The 18,471-nt window shown below is 61.2% G+C and carries 15 protein-coding genes; 2 read left to right on the plus strand and 13 right to left on the minus strand.

Going from position 1 to position 18,471, the window contains the following annotated elements; all coding sequences use genetic code 11:
- On the plus strand, window positions 1–1,341 hold the full coding sequence (locus ACT53S_RS20730; protein WP_476068382.1) for a histidine kinase dimerization/phospho-acceptor domain-containing protein: 1,341 nt from the start codon (window positions 1–3) through the stop codon (window positions 1,339–1,341).
- A gap of 107 nt (window positions 1,342–1,448) precedes the next feature.
- Window positions 1,449–2,552 carry a metallophosphoesterase gene (locus tag ACT53S_RS20735; RefSeq protein ID WP_476068383.1) on the plus strand — a complete coding sequence of 368 codons (1,104 nt, stop codon included), beginning with the start codon at window positions 1,449–1,451 and terminating at the stop codon, window positions 2,550–2,552.
- Window positions 2,553–2,641: 89 nt separating this feature from the next.
- On the opposite strand, the gene ACT53S_RS20740 is transcribed toward ACT53S_RS20735, so the two are convergent.
- The 13 genes from ACT53S_RS20740 to ACT53S_RS20800 form a co-directional block, all read right to left on the minus strand.
- Complete coding sequence (locus tag ACT53S_RS20740; protein ID WP_476068384.1) at window positions 2,642–4,324, minus strand: ABC transporter ATP-binding protein; 1,683 nt, start codon at window positions 4,322–4,324, stop codon at window positions 2,642–2,644.
- Complete coding sequence (locus ACT53S_RS20745) at window positions 4,321–5,265, minus strand: acetamidase/formamidase family protein (RefSeq protein WP_113376888.1); 945 nt, start codon at window positions 5,263–5,265, stop codon at window positions 4,321–4,323. The genes ACT53S_RS20740 and ACT53S_RS20745 overlap by 4 nt, the downstream gene beginning before the upstream one ends.
- Window positions 5,266–5,348: 83 nt before the next feature.
- Window positions 5,349–6,968, minus strand: a complete 1,620-nt coding sequence (locus ACT53S_RS20750) for an ABC transporter substrate-binding protein (RefSeq protein ID WP_476068385.1) — start codon at window positions 6,966–6,968, stop codon at window positions 5,349–5,351.
- A 27-nt stretch (window positions 6,969–6,995) separates the two neighbouring features.
- Entirely contained in the window at window positions 6,996–7,916 is a 921-nt protein-coding gene (locus ACT53S_RS20755) for an ABC transporter permease (protein WP_476068386.1), read from the minus strand.
- On the minus strand, window positions 7,916–8,764 hold the full coding sequence (locus ACT53S_RS20760) for an ABC transporter permease (RefSeq protein WP_476068387.1): 849 nt from the start codon (window positions 8,762–8,764) through the stop codon (window positions 7,916–7,918). The genes ACT53S_RS20755 and ACT53S_RS20760 overlap by 1 nt, the downstream gene beginning before the upstream one ends.
- Window positions 8,764–9,345, minus strand: a complete 582-nt coding sequence (locus tag ACT53S_RS20765) for an ANTAR domain-containing protein (RefSeq protein WP_113376951.1) — start codon at window positions 9,343–9,345, stop codon at window positions 8,764–8,766. The genes ACT53S_RS20760 and ACT53S_RS20765 overlap by 1 nt, the downstream gene beginning before the upstream one ends.
- Entirely contained in the window at window positions 9,345–10,481 is a 1,137-nt protein-coding gene (locus ACT53S_RS20770) for a transporter substrate-binding protein (RefSeq protein ID WP_476068388.1), read from the minus strand. Before ACT53S_RS20770 ends, ACT53S_RS20765 begins: the two co-directional genes overlap by 1 nt.
- Window positions 10,482–10,733: 252 nt before the next feature.
- Window positions 10,734–11,822 (minus strand): sn-glycerol-3-phosphate ABC transporter ATP-binding protein UgpC, encoded by a 1,089-nt coding sequence (locus ACT53S_RS20775; protein WP_113376884.1) that lies wholly within the window; start codon window positions 11,820–11,822, stop codon window positions 10,734–10,736.
- 11 nt (window positions 11,823–11,833) lie between these two features.
- Window positions 11,834–14,077: a glycoside hydrolase family 2 protein gene (locus ACT53S_RS20780; RefSeq protein WP_476068389.1), complete on the minus strand. Its 2,244-nt coding sequence runs from the start codon at window positions 14,075–14,077 to the stop codon at window positions 11,834–11,836.
- 9 nt (window positions 14,078–14,086) lie between these two features.
- Window positions 14,087–14,908: a carbohydrate ABC transporter permease gene (locus tag ACT53S_RS20785; protein WP_476068390.1), complete on the minus strand. Its 822-nt coding sequence runs from the start codon at window positions 14,906–14,908 to the stop codon at window positions 14,087–14,089.
- The gene (locus ACT53S_RS20790) at window positions 14,905–15,801 is read right to left on the minus strand and encodes a carbohydrate ABC transporter permease (protein WP_476068391.1); all 897 of its coding nucleotides are present in this window, start codon (window positions 15,799–15,801) and stop codon (window positions 14,905–14,907) included. Before ACT53S_RS20790 ends, ACT53S_RS20785 begins: the two co-directional genes overlap by 4 nt.
- A gap of 129 nt (window positions 15,802–15,930) precedes the next feature.
- On the minus strand, window positions 15,931–17,199 hold the full coding sequence (locus tag ACT53S_RS20795) for an ABC transporter substrate-binding protein (protein ID WP_476068392.1): 1,269 nt from the start codon (window positions 17,197–17,199) through the stop codon (window positions 15,931–15,933).
- Window positions 17,200–17,345: 146 nt separating this feature from the next.
- A complete protein-coding gene (locus ACT53S_RS20800) occupies window positions 17,346–18,407 on the minus strand; it encodes a LacI family DNA-binding transcriptional regulator (RefSeq protein WP_113376879.1) in 1,062 nt (353 codons plus the stop codon).
- Between the last annotated feature and the right edge of the window lie 64 nt (window positions 18,408–18,471).

Below are 18,471 nucleotides of genomic sequence, written 5' to 3' on the forward strand. Positions count from 1 at the left end.
ATGTCAGAGAAACCGGCCAGCTTGTCCCGGACCTTGATCGTCTCGCTTGCCGTTCTCCTCTTCGGCTTCTGGACGGTCGCCGTCCTGCTCGGCATCACGATTATGCGGGACGAGTACGACGAAGTCTTCGACAGTGCTTTGCAGGAAACGACAGAGCGGCTGGTGCCGCTGGTGGTGGACGACCTGTTTCGTCGCGAAGCGCGAGAAGAGCCTTATCGCGTCGTTGACCCGAAAGGCGACATTCGCGACGAATATCTGACCTACCAGGTACGCGATGCCTCCGGACGTGTTCTCCTGCATTCGAACAATGTCTCGGCCGAACCGTATGGCGCTCCCCTCGTACCGGGTTTTGCCGATGACGGCGACCGCAGGATCTTTACCGTCGCGACGGTGAGTGACAGTCTCTTTGTACAGATGGCGGATTCGCTTGACCACCGTCGCGAGGCGACCTTGGAAAGCGCACTCGCACTTTTGCTGCCGATCATGATTCTTCTGCCGCTCGGCATGCTGGCTGTCTGGTGGATCGTCTCGCGGGCGACGGCGCCTGTCGCGCGGCTGGGGGACGCCATTTCCGAGCGCGACGGCGCCAACCTGACGCCGATCGAGATCGCGGATCTGCCGGCCGAACTCGCCGCGATACCCGGTTCGATCAACCGGCTCCTGGAGCGCCTGACCGCGACCTTGCAGGCGGAACGCGATCTTTCGGCCAACAGCGCGCACGAGCTGCGAACGCCCCTCGCTGGTGCCTTGGCCCAGATCGAGCTTCTGATGGATGAACTCGACGACGGCCCGCCGCGAAGGCGTGCCTCGCAGGTTCATGCGGCTTTGCGACGGCTTTCTTCCATGGTGGAGAAGCTGCTGCAGCTCGCCCGCGCCGATGCGGGGATCGGGACGGCAACCGAGAGAACGGATCTCTCGGTGTTGTTCGATCTCGTGCTCGACGATTTCGTCCGCGCGCACCCGGCAGTGGCGGTGCAGGTGACGCGGGAATTTCCGGAACAACCCCAGCTGCTGCCGATCGATCCCGATGCCTTCGGCATCGCCTTCAAGAACCTGCTCGAAAATGCTGCCAAATATGGAGATGACGCTCGCCCGATTGAAATTCATCTGGCCAAGGACCGACACATCGCTGTCGTCAACGTAGTGCCCGGAGGTATCGAAGAGGATGTGGAACAGTATCGGCAACGGTATCGTCGCGGTCGCACGAACCAGCCGGGATCGGGTCTGGGGCTCGCGATCGTTCACCGTCTGATGACGCAGATGAACGGGAAATTGAAGCTCCGCTCTTACATCCCCTCGGACGGCGAGACCAGATTCGAGGCGGTGCTCGAATTCGCATGACGATGAGGTGGCCGACTCTGGACGAGAGAGGCTGCCGAATTTAAACCTCATGTGCTTCGTGCCCTGACCGCCTGCGTCGCCTGACCAATCCGGAGAATGCAAAAGACATGCGCCCCATCATGAAGAGACGCGATTTTCTCCGGACCGCTACGGCGGCGGTTTCCACGGGCCTGTTCTACCGTTCCGGCTTTGCGGCATCGCAGCAGAATCACAGCACGACATTCGTGTTCACGAATGACATCCATGCCTGCCGTATGGCGAACGGTCTCGCGCCCAACTGCGCCGAAGAAGGCAAGACCGACGAGAACCTCCTGCGCCATGTCGCCGCTATCAACCGGGTCCCGGAACTGTCCTGGCCCACGACGATATCCGGAAAGCCGACCCCTCTGGTCGGTGCGGGCCGGAAGATCGGTATTCCGAAAGGTGTCGTGATCGGTGGGGATCTGACGGATGACGGGGGCGGTCAAGGCGCTATCCCCGGCGAGGGATATCAGCTGCGGCAATTCAGCCAGAGATATCAGGAAGGCGTCGGACCGGACCGCGTGCATTTCCCGGTCTATCTCGGCCTCGGCAATCACGACCTCGATCAGGACGGCCCGGCACCACATGTCGATTGGTATCGGCGCGAACTTCGAGATTATGTCGAACTGAATCACCGCTCGACCGTGTTCTTCAAGCCCCCGGTTCCGGTCACAAACTACCATGTCGAGTCCGACTGCTATTCCTGGGATTGGCCCCATGTCCATCTCGTGCAGACGCAGCGTTTTGCCGGCGACACCACCAAGGGCGCGATTTCCGGTCTCGAGTGGCTCGCCGATGATCTGGCAACGTATGCAGCCAACCGGAAACCCGTCATCCTGTTTCAGCATTATGGCTGGGACCCGTTCTCGACCGAGATGTGGGATGCCGACAAACAGACCTTCGATGGAGAAGGCAAGGGGCCGCCACACTGGTGGAGCGCCGACGACCGTTCAAAAATGGTAGATCTGCTTCGACCCTATAACGTCATCGGTCTCTTTCATGGCCATCAGCATGAAACGGCCATGATCTACAATCGAGACGGTATCGACATCTTCAAGCCGAAGGCCGGGTTCATGGGCGGCTTTGCCGTCGTGAATGTGATGTCCGATGCCATGGATGTCGTGCTGTGCGAGGCAGGCGAGCACCACGGTTCGGTGCGGTTCACCGATAGCTTCAGCAAGCCGATCTAGAGCACGTCTTATCCGAAGGCATGCGCCATGGTTGTTGCGCATGCCTCGCAGTTTCTAAGGACCAAGGCTGGCAGAGCCGCGCTTCCCTCTCAGGCCATCCGCTGTGTTTGGCGATAGTGGCGCGGATCGGGGATGGGGACTGCGGCCATCAGGGCTCGGGTGTAAGGGTCACGAGGATCCTCAAAAACCTCGGCACGGGGGCCGATCTCCACGATTTCTCCCGCGCGCATGACCGCGACCGTGTGCGACATCTTCTCGATCACCGCCATATCGTGGGAAATGAAGAGGTAGGCCAGCCCCATTTCCTCCTGCAGTTCCAGCATCAGATCGAGCACGCGGCCGCGAACCGAGACATCGAGAGCGGCCACGCTTTCGTCAGCGACGATCAGTTGCGGCTGGAGGGCCAGCGCGCGTGCGATGCAGATGCGCTGGCGCTGCCCGCCGGAGAATTCATGCGGATAGCGGTCTGCCGCTTCCGGCGGGAGATCAACGCGTTTCAACAGGGCGGCCACCCGATCCTTGCGTTCGGACGCATTGGCGATGCCGTGGATGAGCAGCGGTTCGGCGATAGCCGCCCCCACGCTCATGCGCGGGTCCAGCGACGCGTACGGGTCCTGGAAGATCATCTGCGCGCTGCGACGGATCGGCAGCATGATCGAAGGAGAGGACGGGAAGACTTCGCGTCCGGCAATCCGCACGCTGCCATCAAACGGAATGAGGCCGAGCACTGCCTTGCCGGTCGTCGACTTGCCGGAACCACTTTCTCCGACAAGCCCCAGCGTCTGGCCGGCTTTCAGCTCGAAACCGATCTTCTTCACCGTGGGCTGAGCTGCCTTGCCGCGTGAAAACCAGCCCGTCTTGGCTCCATAGGTCACGCTGAGGTCTGTCACCTCCAGGACGGGCGCGGGAGATGCCGGCAAAGGCGGGTGGGACGTCACCTTTGGTGGCTCTGATGTCCCGGCGAGGGCGCCGAGACGCGGAACGGCAGCAAGCAGTTGCTGCGTATAGGCAGCGGCCGGTCGTTCGAAAATGTCGAGGGCGTCCCCTTGCTCGACGACGAGCCCTTGCTGCATGACCGCGACCCGATCGGCCATTTCGGCAACGACCCCCATGTCATGGGTGATCATCAGGATCGAGGTCTGGAACTCTTGGCGCAGCTCCCGGATCAGAGTCAGGATCTGCGCCTGAACGGTCACATCAAGGGCTGTGGTCGGCTCGTCGGCGATCAACACCTTCGGGCGGCAGGAGAGCGCCATCGCGATCATAACCCGCTGGCGCATACCGCCTGAGAGTTCATGCGGATACTGTGTGAGGCGCCGGGCCGCTTCCGTCATGTGGACCGCATCGAGCATTTGGCGGGCAATGGTCTCGGGGCTTTCCGAACTGCCTTCCCGATGCTCGCGAATGGCCTCCACCATCTGCGCACCGATCGTCATGACCGGATTGAGCGAGGTCATCGGTTCTTGGAAGATCATCGCGACGTCACGACCGCGGATGCGGCGCATGGCGCTTTCGGAGAGGCCGAGCAGGCGCTTCCCCCCAAGCGTGATCTCGCCCGAGGCGACCCGCAGTGCGGCTTTTGGCAAGAGGCCCATGATGGCGAGCGAGGTCACCGACTTGCCGGAGCCGGATTCACCTGCCAGGCAGAGGGTCTCTCCGGCCGCAATCTCGAAACTGACATCATTCAGGATGCGTTTCAGGCCCGCCGGCGTCCGGGCGTCGACGGAGAGGTTGCGGACAGAGAGTACCGATGGACGAGACGTAGACGTCACAGGAGCACGATCCGCGGGAAGTAGAAGGAGACGACCCAGTTCGGCATGTCGACGATCTCGCTGATCCTCAGGTCGCCGCAGACGGAGCAGAGCATATAGGCATCAACCGGGTTCATGCCGTGCTCGGCGGTCAGCAGATCGATCATCCGCATGACGGCTTCCTGCGCGCCCGTCATCAGGTCCGGACCGATGCCGGTGGTGACTTCATAACCTGCGCCGTCGAGATGGCGGGTGACAGGTTCGGTGGTCGTGAAGCGCGGTGTCTTCAGGTTCGCACCCTTGATCAGGTCGAGCGTCAGCTCGACGTTCATCTGGCTCTCGATGGCCGTGCCGCAGACTTCGCCGTCACCTTGGGCTGCATGCGTGTCGCCGACGGAAAAGAGCGCGCCCTCGACTTCGATCGGCAGGTAAAGCGTGACGCCAGCGGTGAGGTCTCTGATGTCCATATTGCCGCCGACGCGCCGCGGCGGGACGACGGAATGCAGACCGGGCTCAGCCGGCGCCACGCCGATCGTGCCGGTAAAGGGTTTCAGCGGCACCTTGCCGCCTGGGCCATAGGCAGCCGGCGCCATGCTGGTCGTGTCATAGGACCAGACATGCAGCGCCGGATCCTTGAACTGGTCGGCAAGCAAGCCGAAGCCTGGAATGTTGGCGGTCCAGCCATGGCCGGACGGATGAAACTTGCGGATCGTGACCTTCAGCGCGTCGCCCGGCTCGGCTCCTTCAACGAAGACTGGTCCGGAAACCGGATTGATCTTGCCGAAATCAAGATTGGCGAGCGTTTCAAGCGTCGCGTCGCGGCCGATCTGGCCGCCGGAGGAATCCATGCATTCGAACAGGATCGTTTCACCGGGCTTTGCTGTCAGGGCCGGCGGAAAATCGCGGTTCCAACCGAAATTGTGTTGAGCGCTGTGGATGGTGTGGTTGCAGGCGACGCACATGGGATGGCTCCGGATGTCCAGCTTGTTTTTGTTGGATGAACCGTCCCCCGAAAACACCGGGGGACGGAAAAGCGTCGAGAGGCTTACTGCTTCACGAAGATGGCGTCGTAATTGATGACGCGGGTCGGATCGATATAGATGTTGTCAGGGCCGCCCATGCGCGTGGACTTTGCAACGACGCGGCGTTCGTTGATGACGGGTACCCAGGGCGCATCTGCCATGATGTCGGTGAAGATCTTGCCCCATGCGGCCTGACGCTCGGCAACCTTGGCTGGGTCCGACATCGAATCAGCCTCAACGGCCCGCTTGTCGAGCGCTTCGTTGCAATACCAGGACCAGTTCCAGCCGCCTTGAACCGCACCGGCGCAGCCGAGGATCGGGCCGTAGAAGTTGGACGGATCCGGGAAGTCGGCGATCCAGGCCATGCCGCCCGACCAGACCATCGGCGCTTCGCCTTCGGTGCCGCCGGCCGCAATCACATTGCCCTGGGCAAGGGCGCGAACTTCGGCCTTGATGCCGATCGCCGCGAGATCCTGCTGGATCGCCTGCGCAATGCGGGGCTGCGGATCAGTGTTGGTCGAGAAGAGCACGGTCTCGAAACCGTCGGGATAACCGGCCTCGGCGAGCAAGGCCTTGGCTTTCTCGACGTCATAGGCGTAGCCGGTGAAGCTCTTGTCATAGCCCGGCATCAGCGGCGGCAGGGGCTGGTTGGCCGGCGTTGCGCGGCCGTTCAGGATGCGGGTGATGCGCTCCTTGTTGACGGCCATGTTGATCGCCTGACGAATCTTGACGTCGTCGAGCGGCTTGATCTTGGTATTGAGGGTCAGGTAGCCGGTATGCAGCTGTTCGCCATCGACGATCATCTGCGCGCCTTCGGGCGAGTTCTTGATCTCAAGGAATTTGGCCGGCGGGATGCCGTCGCCGGCGATGTCGACCTCGCCCTTCTGCAAGCGCAGAAGTGCCACCAGCGGCTCCTGGCCCACTTCGACGGTGACCTTGTCGATATAAGGCAGGTCCTTGTTGAAATAGTCTGGGTTGCGATCGAAGACCAGCTTCTGGCCGATCGTCCAGTCCTTCAGGATGAAGGTGCCGGAGCCGACGGGCTGCTTGCCGAAATCGCCATTGGCTGCTTCCACGGCTTCCTTCGGCACCACGGAGGCGAAGTTGATCGCGAGAACGTGCAGGAAGGTGGCGTCCGGGCGCGAGAGTTTGAAGATCACGGTCTGATCGTTAGGCGTTTCGATGCCCGAAAGCGTTTCCGAGGTGCCGCCGGAGACGGCATCGAAGCCGGCGATGGCGCCGAAGAAGCCGGCGCCGGGCCCTTGCGTTTTCGGATTGACGGCACGTTCGATCGAATATTTGACGTCAGAGGCAACCACGGTGCGCCCATTCGAGAATTTCACGCCCGGGCGCAGCTTGAAGGTATAGGTGAGGCCGTCGGCTGAGACATCGAAGCTTTCGGCGAGCGAGGGCACGAGGTTGGCGGTACCCGGCTCATAGTCCATCAGGCGGGAATAGAGGCTCTTGATCATCGACCAGTTGACCCAGTCGTAGCCGATCGCGGGATCGAGTGTGGTGATGTCATCCTTGTAGGTGACGACAATGTCACCACCCTTGGCCGGTGTATCCTGCGCTCCAGCCATCGACGGCAGGATTGCCATCATGGCCGCAGCGGTGGAGTTGAGAAGCAAGCGTCTGAACATGCGGGTTCCCCTTTTTGTTGTCAGGCTTCAGTGTGAACGGATGCGCGGGTCAATCGCCGGCGCGATGAGATCGGCGAGAAGATTGCCGAGGATGATGGCAAGTGCCGAAGTGAGCGTGACGCCCATGATGATGGGGATGTCGACCTGCTGGATCGCCTGCCAGGCGAGCTGGCCGATACCTGGCCAGCCGTAAACAGCCTCGACCACGACGACGCCGCCCATGAACTGGCCAATGTCGATCCCGATCATGGCGATGATCGGAAGTGTCGCATTGGGCAGCGCATGGCGCAGGACGACGCGGGCGCGCGACAGTCCCTTGGCGCGGGCGGTGCGCACGTAGTCCTGGTTCAGGACATCGATCATCGCCGAGCGGACCATGCGGGCATACCAGCCGGCGCCAAGCAAGCCGAGGGTGGCCGCGGGCAGGACCACATGGGCCGCCGTTCCGTATCCCGACATCGGAAACCAGCCAAGCGTTGCGGCAAACACGTAAAGCAGCAGCAGTGCGACGACGAACTGGGGAGCAGACACGCCGACGAAGGACGACATCATGATCACCCGATCGACGAGCTTGCCGCGGTTGAGCGCGGCAATCACGCCGAGGACCAAACCGAACAGCACTTCCAGCGCAATGCCGGCCGCCATCAGGGTCAGCGTTGCGGGGAGGCGGGCGGCAATCAACGTCGAGACTTCCGTTTTTTGTGCATAGGAACGGCCGAAATCTCCCTGGACCAGGCCACCGACATAATGTCCGAACTGCACGACGAGCGGTTTGTCGAGGCCGAGTTCGTGGCGGATGTTTTCAACCGTCTTGGCCGTCGCGCTGCGACCGGCAAGCATGCGGGCGGGATCGGCCGGCAGGGCATAGAGCAGCACGAAGGTGATGGCGGAGACACCGAACAGGATCAGGACCGCCTGCACAAGGCGTTTGGCAAGAAGCTGGATCATCAGCCCCTCCCGCGCTGTGTCGGATCGAGCAGATCACGCAAGGCGTCGCCCACCAGGTTAAAGGCGAGGGCGGTCAGCAAGATCACCGCGCCGGGGAAGAAGACCAGCCAGGGGGCCGCCTGGAAATAGCTCTGGCTCTCGAAGATGATATTGCCCCAGGATGGATTGGGGGGCTGGACGCCGATGCCAAGAAAGGACAGCGTCGCCTCGAGCAGCACTGTGGTTGCGATCCCGAGCGTTCCCCAGACGATGGCCGTCGGGACCAGATGCGGCAGGATATGCAGAAAGAGAATGCGCCCGTGGCCGGCGCCGAGCGATTTCTCGGCGAGGATGAAGTCGCGCTCCACCAGTCCGCGCGTTTCCGTATAGACGATGCGTGCCACCTGCACCCAGTTCACCAGCGCAATCACCATGGCGACGATCCATAGGCTGGGCTTGAGTAAGGCCGCCAGAACAATGGCGAGCAGAAGCGCGGGGAAAGCCATCATCAGATCGGTGAAGCGCATCAATACGCTACCGGCGAAACCACGCATGTAGCCGGCGGTGATGCCGACGACGAGGCCGATCGCGACCGCGACGCCATTGGCAACCAGGCCGATCAGGAGCGAGGTGCGCGCGCCGAACAACATGCGTGAGAGCAGATCGCGGCCGAGCGTGTCGGTGCCGAGCAGGAAGGGGCCACCCGGGGGCATGGGGGCCCCTTCCAGCGTCAATCCGTCGAACATCTGTTCGTCCGGATTGAAGGGTGCGAAGAGCGGTGCGCCGAGCGCGCCGATCACGACGATGAGGATGATGGCAAAGCCGAACAGGGCCATCGGCTGACGGAGGATTTCACGCAGGACGCGCATCAGCCAACCTCCCGCATGACATCGGCCCCGCCGAGAAAAAGAGCGGCGAGCCGCTCGATCGGCATGCGTTGCCGCATGGCATGGTCCCGCAAAAGGGCATAGGCGGCTTCCTCGTCGATGGATTTGCTGACCTTGAGGCGTTCAATAGCCGCAAAAACCACCGGCCGAAGGCGAAGCCGCTCTTCGAGATGGGCGATGCGGGCTTCTTCATGCTGGCGCTGCTCATGGCTGCTGACCGCGAGAACGAGCGCCGGATAGACGGAAGCCGACGTCACCGGCTTCGGGATGATGGACCCTGCACCACACCCGATCGCCCAGGCGATACGGCCCGGTGCTTCCGAGCCGAGCAGGGCCGCGACGGGGCGGGCTGGACGCTGGTATGGCCAGGGCAGCAATTCGTCCCACCCCCGGTCGGCATCGACGATCACGAGATCCGGCAGGTCGCTGCCGGAAAGCGGCAACCACTGCACCGAGGAGGTCACACCAAGCAACGAGAGCTGGCGGCGCAACCTTTCGACATTGCCGTCTTCTTCGGCAAGGATCACCGCTTTCCAGCCAGTGAAGTTGGGGGTCTTGGAGATCATTTCGCCACCCTGAGCCAAGGTTGCGCGCGGCTGGTCGTCGCGGTGAGATAAGGGTCGGCGGCGAGCGGCAGGCGCGAGGCGATCACATCGAAGCCGCGGTTTCCATTCACCCGACCGAGCAGAAAAGGCAGGCTCGCGTGATTGGTCTGGCGGTCGAAGATCATGTCGCCGAACAGGCCTGGCCAGGTGCGGGACAGGATGTGCTCGCGCACGCCGGACGGCTCGTCCGCCTCTGTCGCCTCGATCGCCGCGATGCACAGCGAGGCTGCGGTGTAGGCGCTGGCAAAAATGCTGGAGACGCCGCCGATCGTGGGATCGAAGTCGCGCAGTCGGGCATGAAATTCGCGGTTCTCGGCACTGTTGAATGTATTGAAATACGCCGCCGCACAGAGCTGGCCGATCGCGGCTCCATCGGCCACTTCATTGAGTTCGGACTCCTGCAAGTCGCAGCTCGCAACCGGGCAATTTTCCGGCAGGAAGGCCGGATCGCGGCTTCCGAGTTCCTTCATGGCCTCCAGGAAGGCGTAGCTCGACGGGCCGATCAGGTTGTTGAGAATGAAGCTCGGTCGCTTCTCGGCGATGTCGGCGATGATCCGCTCAACGGCAGTCTCCTCGAGCGGCAGGTACCGTTCGCCGAGAACCGAGCCACCGGCATTGGCGATCAGCTCACGCGCCAGCCGGTTCATTTCCCAGCCCCACACATAGTTCGCGCCGACGAGATAGGGGCGGGCGCCGTAGCGAGGGATCAGGTGCTCGAAGAGCGGGATCAGGTGCTGGTTCGGGCAACCGCCGATATAAAGTGCATTCTCATTGGCCTCGAAACCCTCATAAGGGCAGGCATACCACAGGAGGCTGTCGTGTTTTTCGACCAGCGGCAGGACTTCCTTGCGGGCGGCAGACGTGATGGTGCCGATGATGTGGCGGCAACCGTGGTCACGGATCAGGCTGCGGGCACCTTCGAGATAGGCCGAGAGATCACCCTGAGGATCGTAGAAGACCGGCTCGATCTTGTCTCCGCCACGGGCATGGTATTCGTGGAAGGCGAACGCGACACCACCATGGGCATCCCGTCCCATGGCCCCGTAAGGGCCGGTGGTCGAATAGAGGACACCGATTTTCGCCGTCTGCTGCATGCGTTTTCCAAATACGAAAAAGCCCACAACGCAGATCCCGATGGCGGGGCGTTGTGGGCTTTGTTGCCCGGTGGCGCTGAGCGCCGAATGTCAGATGGAAGCAAAAGTGCTTACTTTATGAGCTTGATTAAAATCTGCTCAGGCGACCTTTGTCAAGCGGGTCCACCATCAAAACACGATCATGTTCGCGAGTAAACCGATGGCCGGGTTCGGCCCCTTCATCAATGTCTGGCCGAGGCGGCGCAAGCCGTCTCAGCGTATCCGCTGTCCCTGTTCGTCGAACAGCAGGCAATGCGCGGCCGACAATCCCACGGTGATGCGGTCCGTACGTCGGTCGACGCCACGCCGTTCTTCTCTCTCGATGATGATCTGTTCACCGGGGGTGATATGGGAATACACATAGCTGGTATTGCCGAGGTGCTCGATGACGTCGACCTGAGCGATCAGCTGTGCGTCGCCTTGACCTTCGGCGAGGAAATGTTCAGGCCGTACACCGAGCTGAACCGGCTCCCCGATCGTGCAGTGGCGCGCGACGGGAAGTGTCAAGACCGTCTCAGGTTGCGCGGTCAGGCCGATTGTGACGGTGCCTGCAGCCGTGGCGGTCACCTTGGCAGGAAGGAAGTTCATCTTCGGCGAGCCGATGAACCCCGCGACGAACATGTTATCAGGGTCATCGTAAAGCGCGAGCGGCGCGCCGACCTGCTCGACAATTCCGCCGCGCAGGACGACGATCTTGTCTGCGAGCGTCATCGCCTCGACCTGGTCATGGGTGACGTAGATTATCGTGGCATTCAGTTCTTTGTGAAGCCGCGCGATCTCGACGCGCATGTGCACGCGCAGTTCCGCATCAAGGTTGGAGAGCGGCTCGTCGAACAGGAAGACATCCGGTTGGCGCACAATGGCGCGGCCGATGGCAACACGCTGACGCTGTCCCCCGGACAGCGCTTTTGGCTTGCGGTCCATCAGCGGTCCGAGTTCGAGGATCTTCGCCGCGGCGTTGACGCGGCGCTCGATCTCATCCTTTGCCATGCCGGCAAAGCGCAGGGCAAATCCCATGTTCTCGCGCACGGTCATGTGCGGATAGAGGGCATAAGTCTGGAACACCATGGCGATGCCACGCTTCGACGGGTCGACATCGTTCATCACGGTGCCGCCGATGGTCAGCTCACCGGACGTGATGTCCTCCAGCCCCGCGATCATCCGGAGCAGCGTGGACTTGCCGCAGCCGGAAGGACCGACGAAGACGACGAATTCCCCTGAGGAAACCTCGAGATTAACCCCCTTGATGACCTCGAGCGAGCCGTAGGACTTGCGGATATCGGTGAGCCGGACCTCTGCCATGTAAGCCTCGCTCAGGTGACGTTGAAGGTGATGCGCTTGATGCCGAAGGGACGGCACTTGGCCGTCAGCGTCAAGCGCCCGACCTCGTTTCCGGCTTCGACAAAGACACCGACGGCGCCGCCCTTGAACGACAGAAGCGTGGGGCCGACGATGCGGCCGGGACCTTCGAGGCTGACTTCGACCGGATCATCGAAGAAGCCCATGACATTGCCGCCCTGATCGAGCGCCCGCAGGATGACGCGCACCGTGTCCTTCTCGCCAGCCCTGAGCTCGGTATCGTCAGCGGCGATATCGAGGGTCGTCGGCAAGGGATCGGCCGGCAGATGACGGCGGGCGACTTCCTTGCCGTCGAGGAAACCGACGAGTTCGCCATCCCGCCAGGTCATGCCCCATTCGCCGAATTCCTCCGGCGTGACCATGCTGTGATCGAGAATGCAGGGCGGATGCGGCAGATGCGGATAGGTCTTGGTATCGGGTTCGATCCGCTTGACGATATGGCCCATGCGGATTTCGACATAGTCGCAATTGGTGAGCACGATCAGCGGCAGCACACCGCCGATATTGCGCTCGCCACGCGCCCAGAAGCTGACCGGCTGCATGACGATCTTGTCCTTCGGGTCGCCCTGCGAGGCATAGGCGTAAGCCGCAAATTTCGGCTCACGATACATGTCGGTGACGCCGTGATAGCAGATGCGGTCGCCGGAACCGAAATCCTTATGGGTGTTGTAGTCGAACATGCACCAGCCGGTGGACCCCGAGATCGAGGGATCGCCGGCGGCCGCATTCAGGATCGCCAGATGCCGGCTGACATGTTCGGCCTGGCGCTGCTCCTGGTCGAAGCGCTTGGTCGGGTACATGTGACCACCATATTCGGTGATCATATAGGGCACCTTGCGGTCGAGCCCGGTGACCTCGCGCTGGTCGCGCAACACCAGTCGCTCGCGATTGTGGCCCGGCAGTTCCTCCATGCCGAGGATGAAGTCGTTCATCGTATAGACGTCTTCGAGCAGTTCGCTGTCGGTGATGTAGCGCACGCCACCCGTTTGGCGGGTCGTATCGAGCGACCGCGCCATGGCGTTCGTCTCGACATAGAAGTCGTGTGAATCCTGGCTCTCGTTGATGCGGACGCCCCAGATGATGATCGAGGGATGGTTCCAGTCGCGCTCGATCATGCGGCGCACGTTCTGAACGCTTTCCGCCTTCCAGGCATCGCCGCCGATATGCTGCCAGCCGGGGATCTCTTCGAAGACCAGCAGGCCGATTTCGTCGCAACGGTCGAGGAAGTATTTCGACTGCGGATAATGCGAGGTGCGGGCGATGTTGCAGGCGAGGTCGAACTTCAGGATGTCGGCATCCTTCTCCTGACCGCGCCGACCCATGGCGTAACCGAGATGCGGCCAGGCTTGGTGACGGTTGAGGCCCCGCAGCTTGACCACACGGCCATTCAGCTTGAAGCCCTCGATCGTGTATTCGGCAGAGCGGAAGCCGAAACGGCTCGTGACGGCGTCGGTGCCGGCGGTCGTCTCGAGCATCACCGTGAGGTGATAGAGAGCGGGATTGTCGACATCCCAAAGCGTGATGCCCTGAAGCCCGGAAAGGCTAAGCGAAACCTCTGCGCCTGATACGGTCACCTCGGTGCGCGCGATCTCCTGACCTGCACCATCTTTCAGAACAGCTATGACCCTGCCGGAAACCGCCTGATCCGTCGGATTGGAAATCCAGACCTTCGCCGTCACCTGCTTGGCATGGGCCAGAACATCCGGCGTCTCGATCTTGACGTTCTTGATCGAAACCGGCGCGGTAATCTTGAGCCAGACGTCGCGATAGATGCCGGCATAGGTGAGATAGTCGATGACGCCGCCGAAGGGCGGTATCTCGGGGTTTTCAGAGCCGTCGATCTTCACCGTCAGCAGGTTATCGCCAGCCTTCAGATGCGGCGTGAGTCGCGCCTCGAACGGTGTGTAGCCATCCTTGTGGGCGGTGACTTCAGCACCGTTCAGATAGACCACGCTGTCAGCCATGGCAGCATCGAATACCAGCGAGACTTCGCGACCCTCGAACCGAGGATCCCAGGCGATGACCTTCTGATAGGTAAAGGCTTTCTGATAGCTCTTTTCGTCGAAATAGTTATAGGGCAGCTCGACCGCCGTATGGGGAAGCTGGACCGTCTCGCCCGGCTGGGGGGCCGAAGCTAACGCCGGCTCAAACCCAGCGCGGAAGGTCCAGTCTCGGTTGAAATTCTCGATAATGCGCATTTCAAAGTCCTATTTCACGGAGCCGAGCATGCCCTGCACGAATTGCCGCTGCATGGCGAAGAAGACGAGAAGAGTGGGAAGGGTGGCGAGGATCGTGCCGATCATCACGGTGCCGTATTCGGGCGAATAGGCGGATGCGAGCGAGGACACGACCAGCGTGATCGTCTTGGTGTCATTCGACTGCAGCACGATCAGCGGCCAGAGATAGTTGTTCCAGTTCAGCATGAAGACGATGACGAAGGCCGCCGCATAGGTGGAGCGCATCACCGGCACGTAGATGTAGAAGAAGATCTGCCACTCCTTCAGCCCGTCCACCTTGGCCGCATCGCGAAGCTCGGTCGGAAAGGCTTTTGAGGCCTGGCGGAAATAGAAGATGATGAAAGCCGACGCGATCATCGGCAGCATGATCGCGATATGCGTGTTGAGCAGTCCCGCCTGCCCCATCAGCATGAAGAGCGGGATCATCAGCGCTGCAAACGGCACCATCAGCGTCAGCAGGATCACGGTATAGACCCGCTCGCGGAGCTTCGAGCGGAACATCTCGAAGCCATATCCGGCCAGCGACGAGACGAGCAGCGTGAGCGCCGTGCCGACAAGCGCGATCTTCACCGAGTTCCAGAACACCAGCGGCACATCCACCTGTGCGAAGAAGGAGGCGATGTTGTCGAACAGCGCCGTGCCGAAGGTGACTTTGCCGCGGATGATCTGGCTCGTCGAATTGGTCGCCCCGATCACCATCCAAATAAAGGGAAAGACCGAGAGGAAAGCGGCGAGCGACAAAACGCTGTATTGCACGATATCGGGCAGGCGGCGGCGAAGCGTCGTGATCATGTGCGTTCCCTCACGGCATAGAATTGCAGGAAGGACAGCACAGCCACCATCAGCACGATGACGTAGGAAACGGTTGCCGCATAACCGAAGCTCGGCATGAAGCGGAAGGTCAGGTTGTAGATGTAGAGCGACAACGTCAGCGTCGAATCCGCAGGACCACCTTTGCCTTCGGTGAAGTTGTAGACCTCGTCGAAGAGCTGCAGCGTTCCGATCGTCGAGGTGATCGTGGTGAACAGGATCACCGGCTTCAGCATCGGGATGGTGAGAAACGCGAAACGCCCCCAGGACGGCACGCCGTCGATCTTCGCCGCCTCATAGATCGAGCGGTCGATGTTCTGGAGTGCCGCCAGATAGAAGATCATGTTGTAGCCGGTCCAGCGCCAGGTAATGGCGATGATGATCAGAACCTTGGCCCAGAAGGGATCGGTGAGCCAGCCGATCGGTTGCCCAATGATGCCGATACCCAGCAGGACATTGTTCACGACGCCGTCGAGCGAGAACATGCTCTTGAACAGGATGGAATAGGCGACCAGCGAGGAAACGCAGGGCAGGAAGATCATCGTCCGGAACAGGCCGGAATAGCGCAGCTTCGGATTGTTCAGCATGGCTGCCAGGATCAGCGCCATGGTGATCATGATCGGCACCTGCACGACGAAAAAAATGACGGTGTTTTCCAGCGCCTTCCAGAAGACGGGATCGTTCCAGAGCCGTACGAGATTTCCGCTGCCGGAAAACTTCATCATCATCCCGCGGCCCGAATAGAAGGACAGGATGAGCGAGCGGACGATCGGATAGAGCATGAAGACGGAGATCAACACGACGGCGGGCGCCACGAACAGCCATCCGTTCACGTCGTAGTAGCGTTTCAAGCTGGATCTGGATGTGGTGGCCATGCGGTGTCCCCGAACCCGATCAGTGGTCACTGGACCTGGTTATGCGAAGGGAAGCCGCGCGGCGTTTCCACCGCACGTCTCCGGGAGGACAGGGGCCTGGCACGAAGGCCGAGCCCCTGTGGGATCGGATTATTGGATCTGGCCGGCGGCCTGATCTTCGATGGCCTTCAGCACGTCGTCGACCGGGGTTCCCTTCAGCAGCGCCGGGAAGTTTGCCGTCACCGCCGTATCGAGTTCGTTGGTGAAGATGCCGTAGTTGACGGCCGGCACCTGGACGAGCCAGTCGGAGAACTTCTGCCAGACCTTGTCGCCGCCGAAGAAGTCGTCCGGCTTCTGGTAGGCTTCGCCGGTACGGGCCGCAAGCAGCGAGCCGACAGCGCCACGTTCGGTCAGGATCTTCTGATAGAAATCGAGATCCTTGGCGTAGACTTCATTGAGGAAATCGATCGCTTCGTCCTTCTCGGCCGAGGCGTCGAGAACATACCAGCTCGAACCGCCAAGGTTCGAGGCAGCGGTCGCGCCCTCGATGTTGAGCTTCGGAATGGCGGTTAGCGCCCACTTGCCCGCTTGGTCAGCCTGCGACTTGACGGTGCCGGTGATCCAGACACCCATCAGGACCGAGGCGACATCGCCGGAGGTCAGCGCATTGATGCCGTCATTCCAACCGCTGGTCGGCTTGGCCACGCCTTCGTTGACGATGCGGGCCTGGGTTTCGAGCGCCGCTTTCAGGGCGGCATTGCCCGTGATGTTGAGGCTGCCGTCATCGTTGAAATACCACTTGCCGCCCGACTGCATCATGATACGGATCAGACCGCCGTCATTCGAATCAAGCGCCATCATTTCATGACCGGTCTTGGCCTTGACGTCCTTGCCGATCTCGATGAACCGGTCCCAGGTCAGGTTCTCCATGTCGGAGGGCTTGTAGCCGGCCTGTTCGAGATAATCCGTGCGATAGTAGAGGCCGGTGACGCCGGAATCGAAGGGCACGCCATAGACCTGGCCCTCGAGCGTCATCAGGTCGACCTTGTATTTGGCAAAGCCGGAATAATCGATCTTGTCGGTCAGCGCGGCAAAGGAGCCCGGGAAGGACTGCAGGTATTTCTGTGCGCCGTAGTCCTCGATCAAAACGATATCCGGCAGCGTATCCGTCATGCCGGAGGCAAGACCCGTCTGCAGCTTCTGCTCGACATCGGCCTTGGCGAAATCGACGATGTTGAAGGTCGTGTCGGGGTGCTTCGCGGTGTAGCGCGCGGCGGCCTCCTTCATGATCGCGACATTGAAGTTCGGGTCCCAGCACCAGACGGTGACTTCACCGGCAAAGGCCGCCGTGCTGCACAGAAGTGCAGCACCGGTCATGGCCGCCGAAACGGAGCGCTTGAGCACGCGTGAGTAATCCATGTGTTCCTCCCATTGTGACTTGAACGGCAGCCTCATCCCCTGCCTCACAGGCACTATTCCCGAAAATCGGAACGCAGCCAAGAAAATTTTTACTAAATATTTTGTGCGCTGCGGTAAGCCTCTGAAATTTCGATCAGAGACGCAGATCACGGTTTGCGTGTACTTCCGCGCCAAACCATTTGGGTCGGGATGGTGACATGTTTGGAATAGTCACGTCCGTTCAGACGCTCCACCATCAGATCCACCGCGACCTCGCCGATCAGTTCCCCGGGAATGCGCATGGTGGAGAGCGGCGGTACCAGGAATTGCGCAACCGGAATGTCGTTAAAGGCAATGACTGCGATGTCGTTCGGGATCGCGAGTCCCGCTTCCTGGATGGCACGATAGGTGCCGATGGCCATGTTGTCATTCGCTGCAACGATGGCATCGGGGCGCTCCGCGAGCGACAAGAGCGTGCGTGCCTGCTGATACCCCGTTTCCAGCCGAAGGTTCTGCCCGAAACGCTCGCTCTGCCCCAGCGCCAGCAGTTCCGGCCGATAGCGGCCGCGCGCCTCGTGCCATTCGATGAAGGCTTTGCAGCGCTGCTCGCCGTGCATCAGCGCGTCATTGTCCATCAGCTCGTAACCGCCGACGAAACCGATCCGGCGGTAGCCTGCCTGGTCGAGACTATCGAGGATATTGACGGTCGCTTCGCCAAGATCGGCTCGGACACAGTCGAATTGCGGCATGCGTGGATTGTAGTCGGCCATGATCAGGTGCGGACAGATCCTTGCCATCGCTTCGATTTCTGCGCGCGGGTGATGGCCGACGATGATCGCAGCCGACAGTCCCGCCAGCAGCGAGAGATCGACCGGCACATCGGGATTGAACACCTTGGCGATTTCGATCTTGTACTCCCGGCATCGCGCTTCGATCGCCAGTCGAACGCCGACATAATAGGGATCGACCAACTCCTCGTTCGGGGCAAGGAAGTGAATGACCGCGATCCGGGCCGTCACGTCCGCATGGCTCGCCATGGCAATCTGCAGGGGCTGCAGCTGGGCACTGCGGCGGGCCCTTGGCGTTGCATAGTTCAACGCTTCCGCGGTTTCGATGATGGCTTGCCGCTTGGGCTCGGAGATCGACAGCGTCTGGTCGTAGTTCAACACGCGCGACACAGTGCCCGACGACACGCCCACCGCCTTGGCGATTTCCTTGATTGTGACCATGGCACGACATCTCCTCGCCATCAGCTTATGGAAGCCTGACGAGGAAATCTCAAGAAAATATTTA

Source organism: Allorhizobium sp. DMC15 (assembly GCF_056314065.1).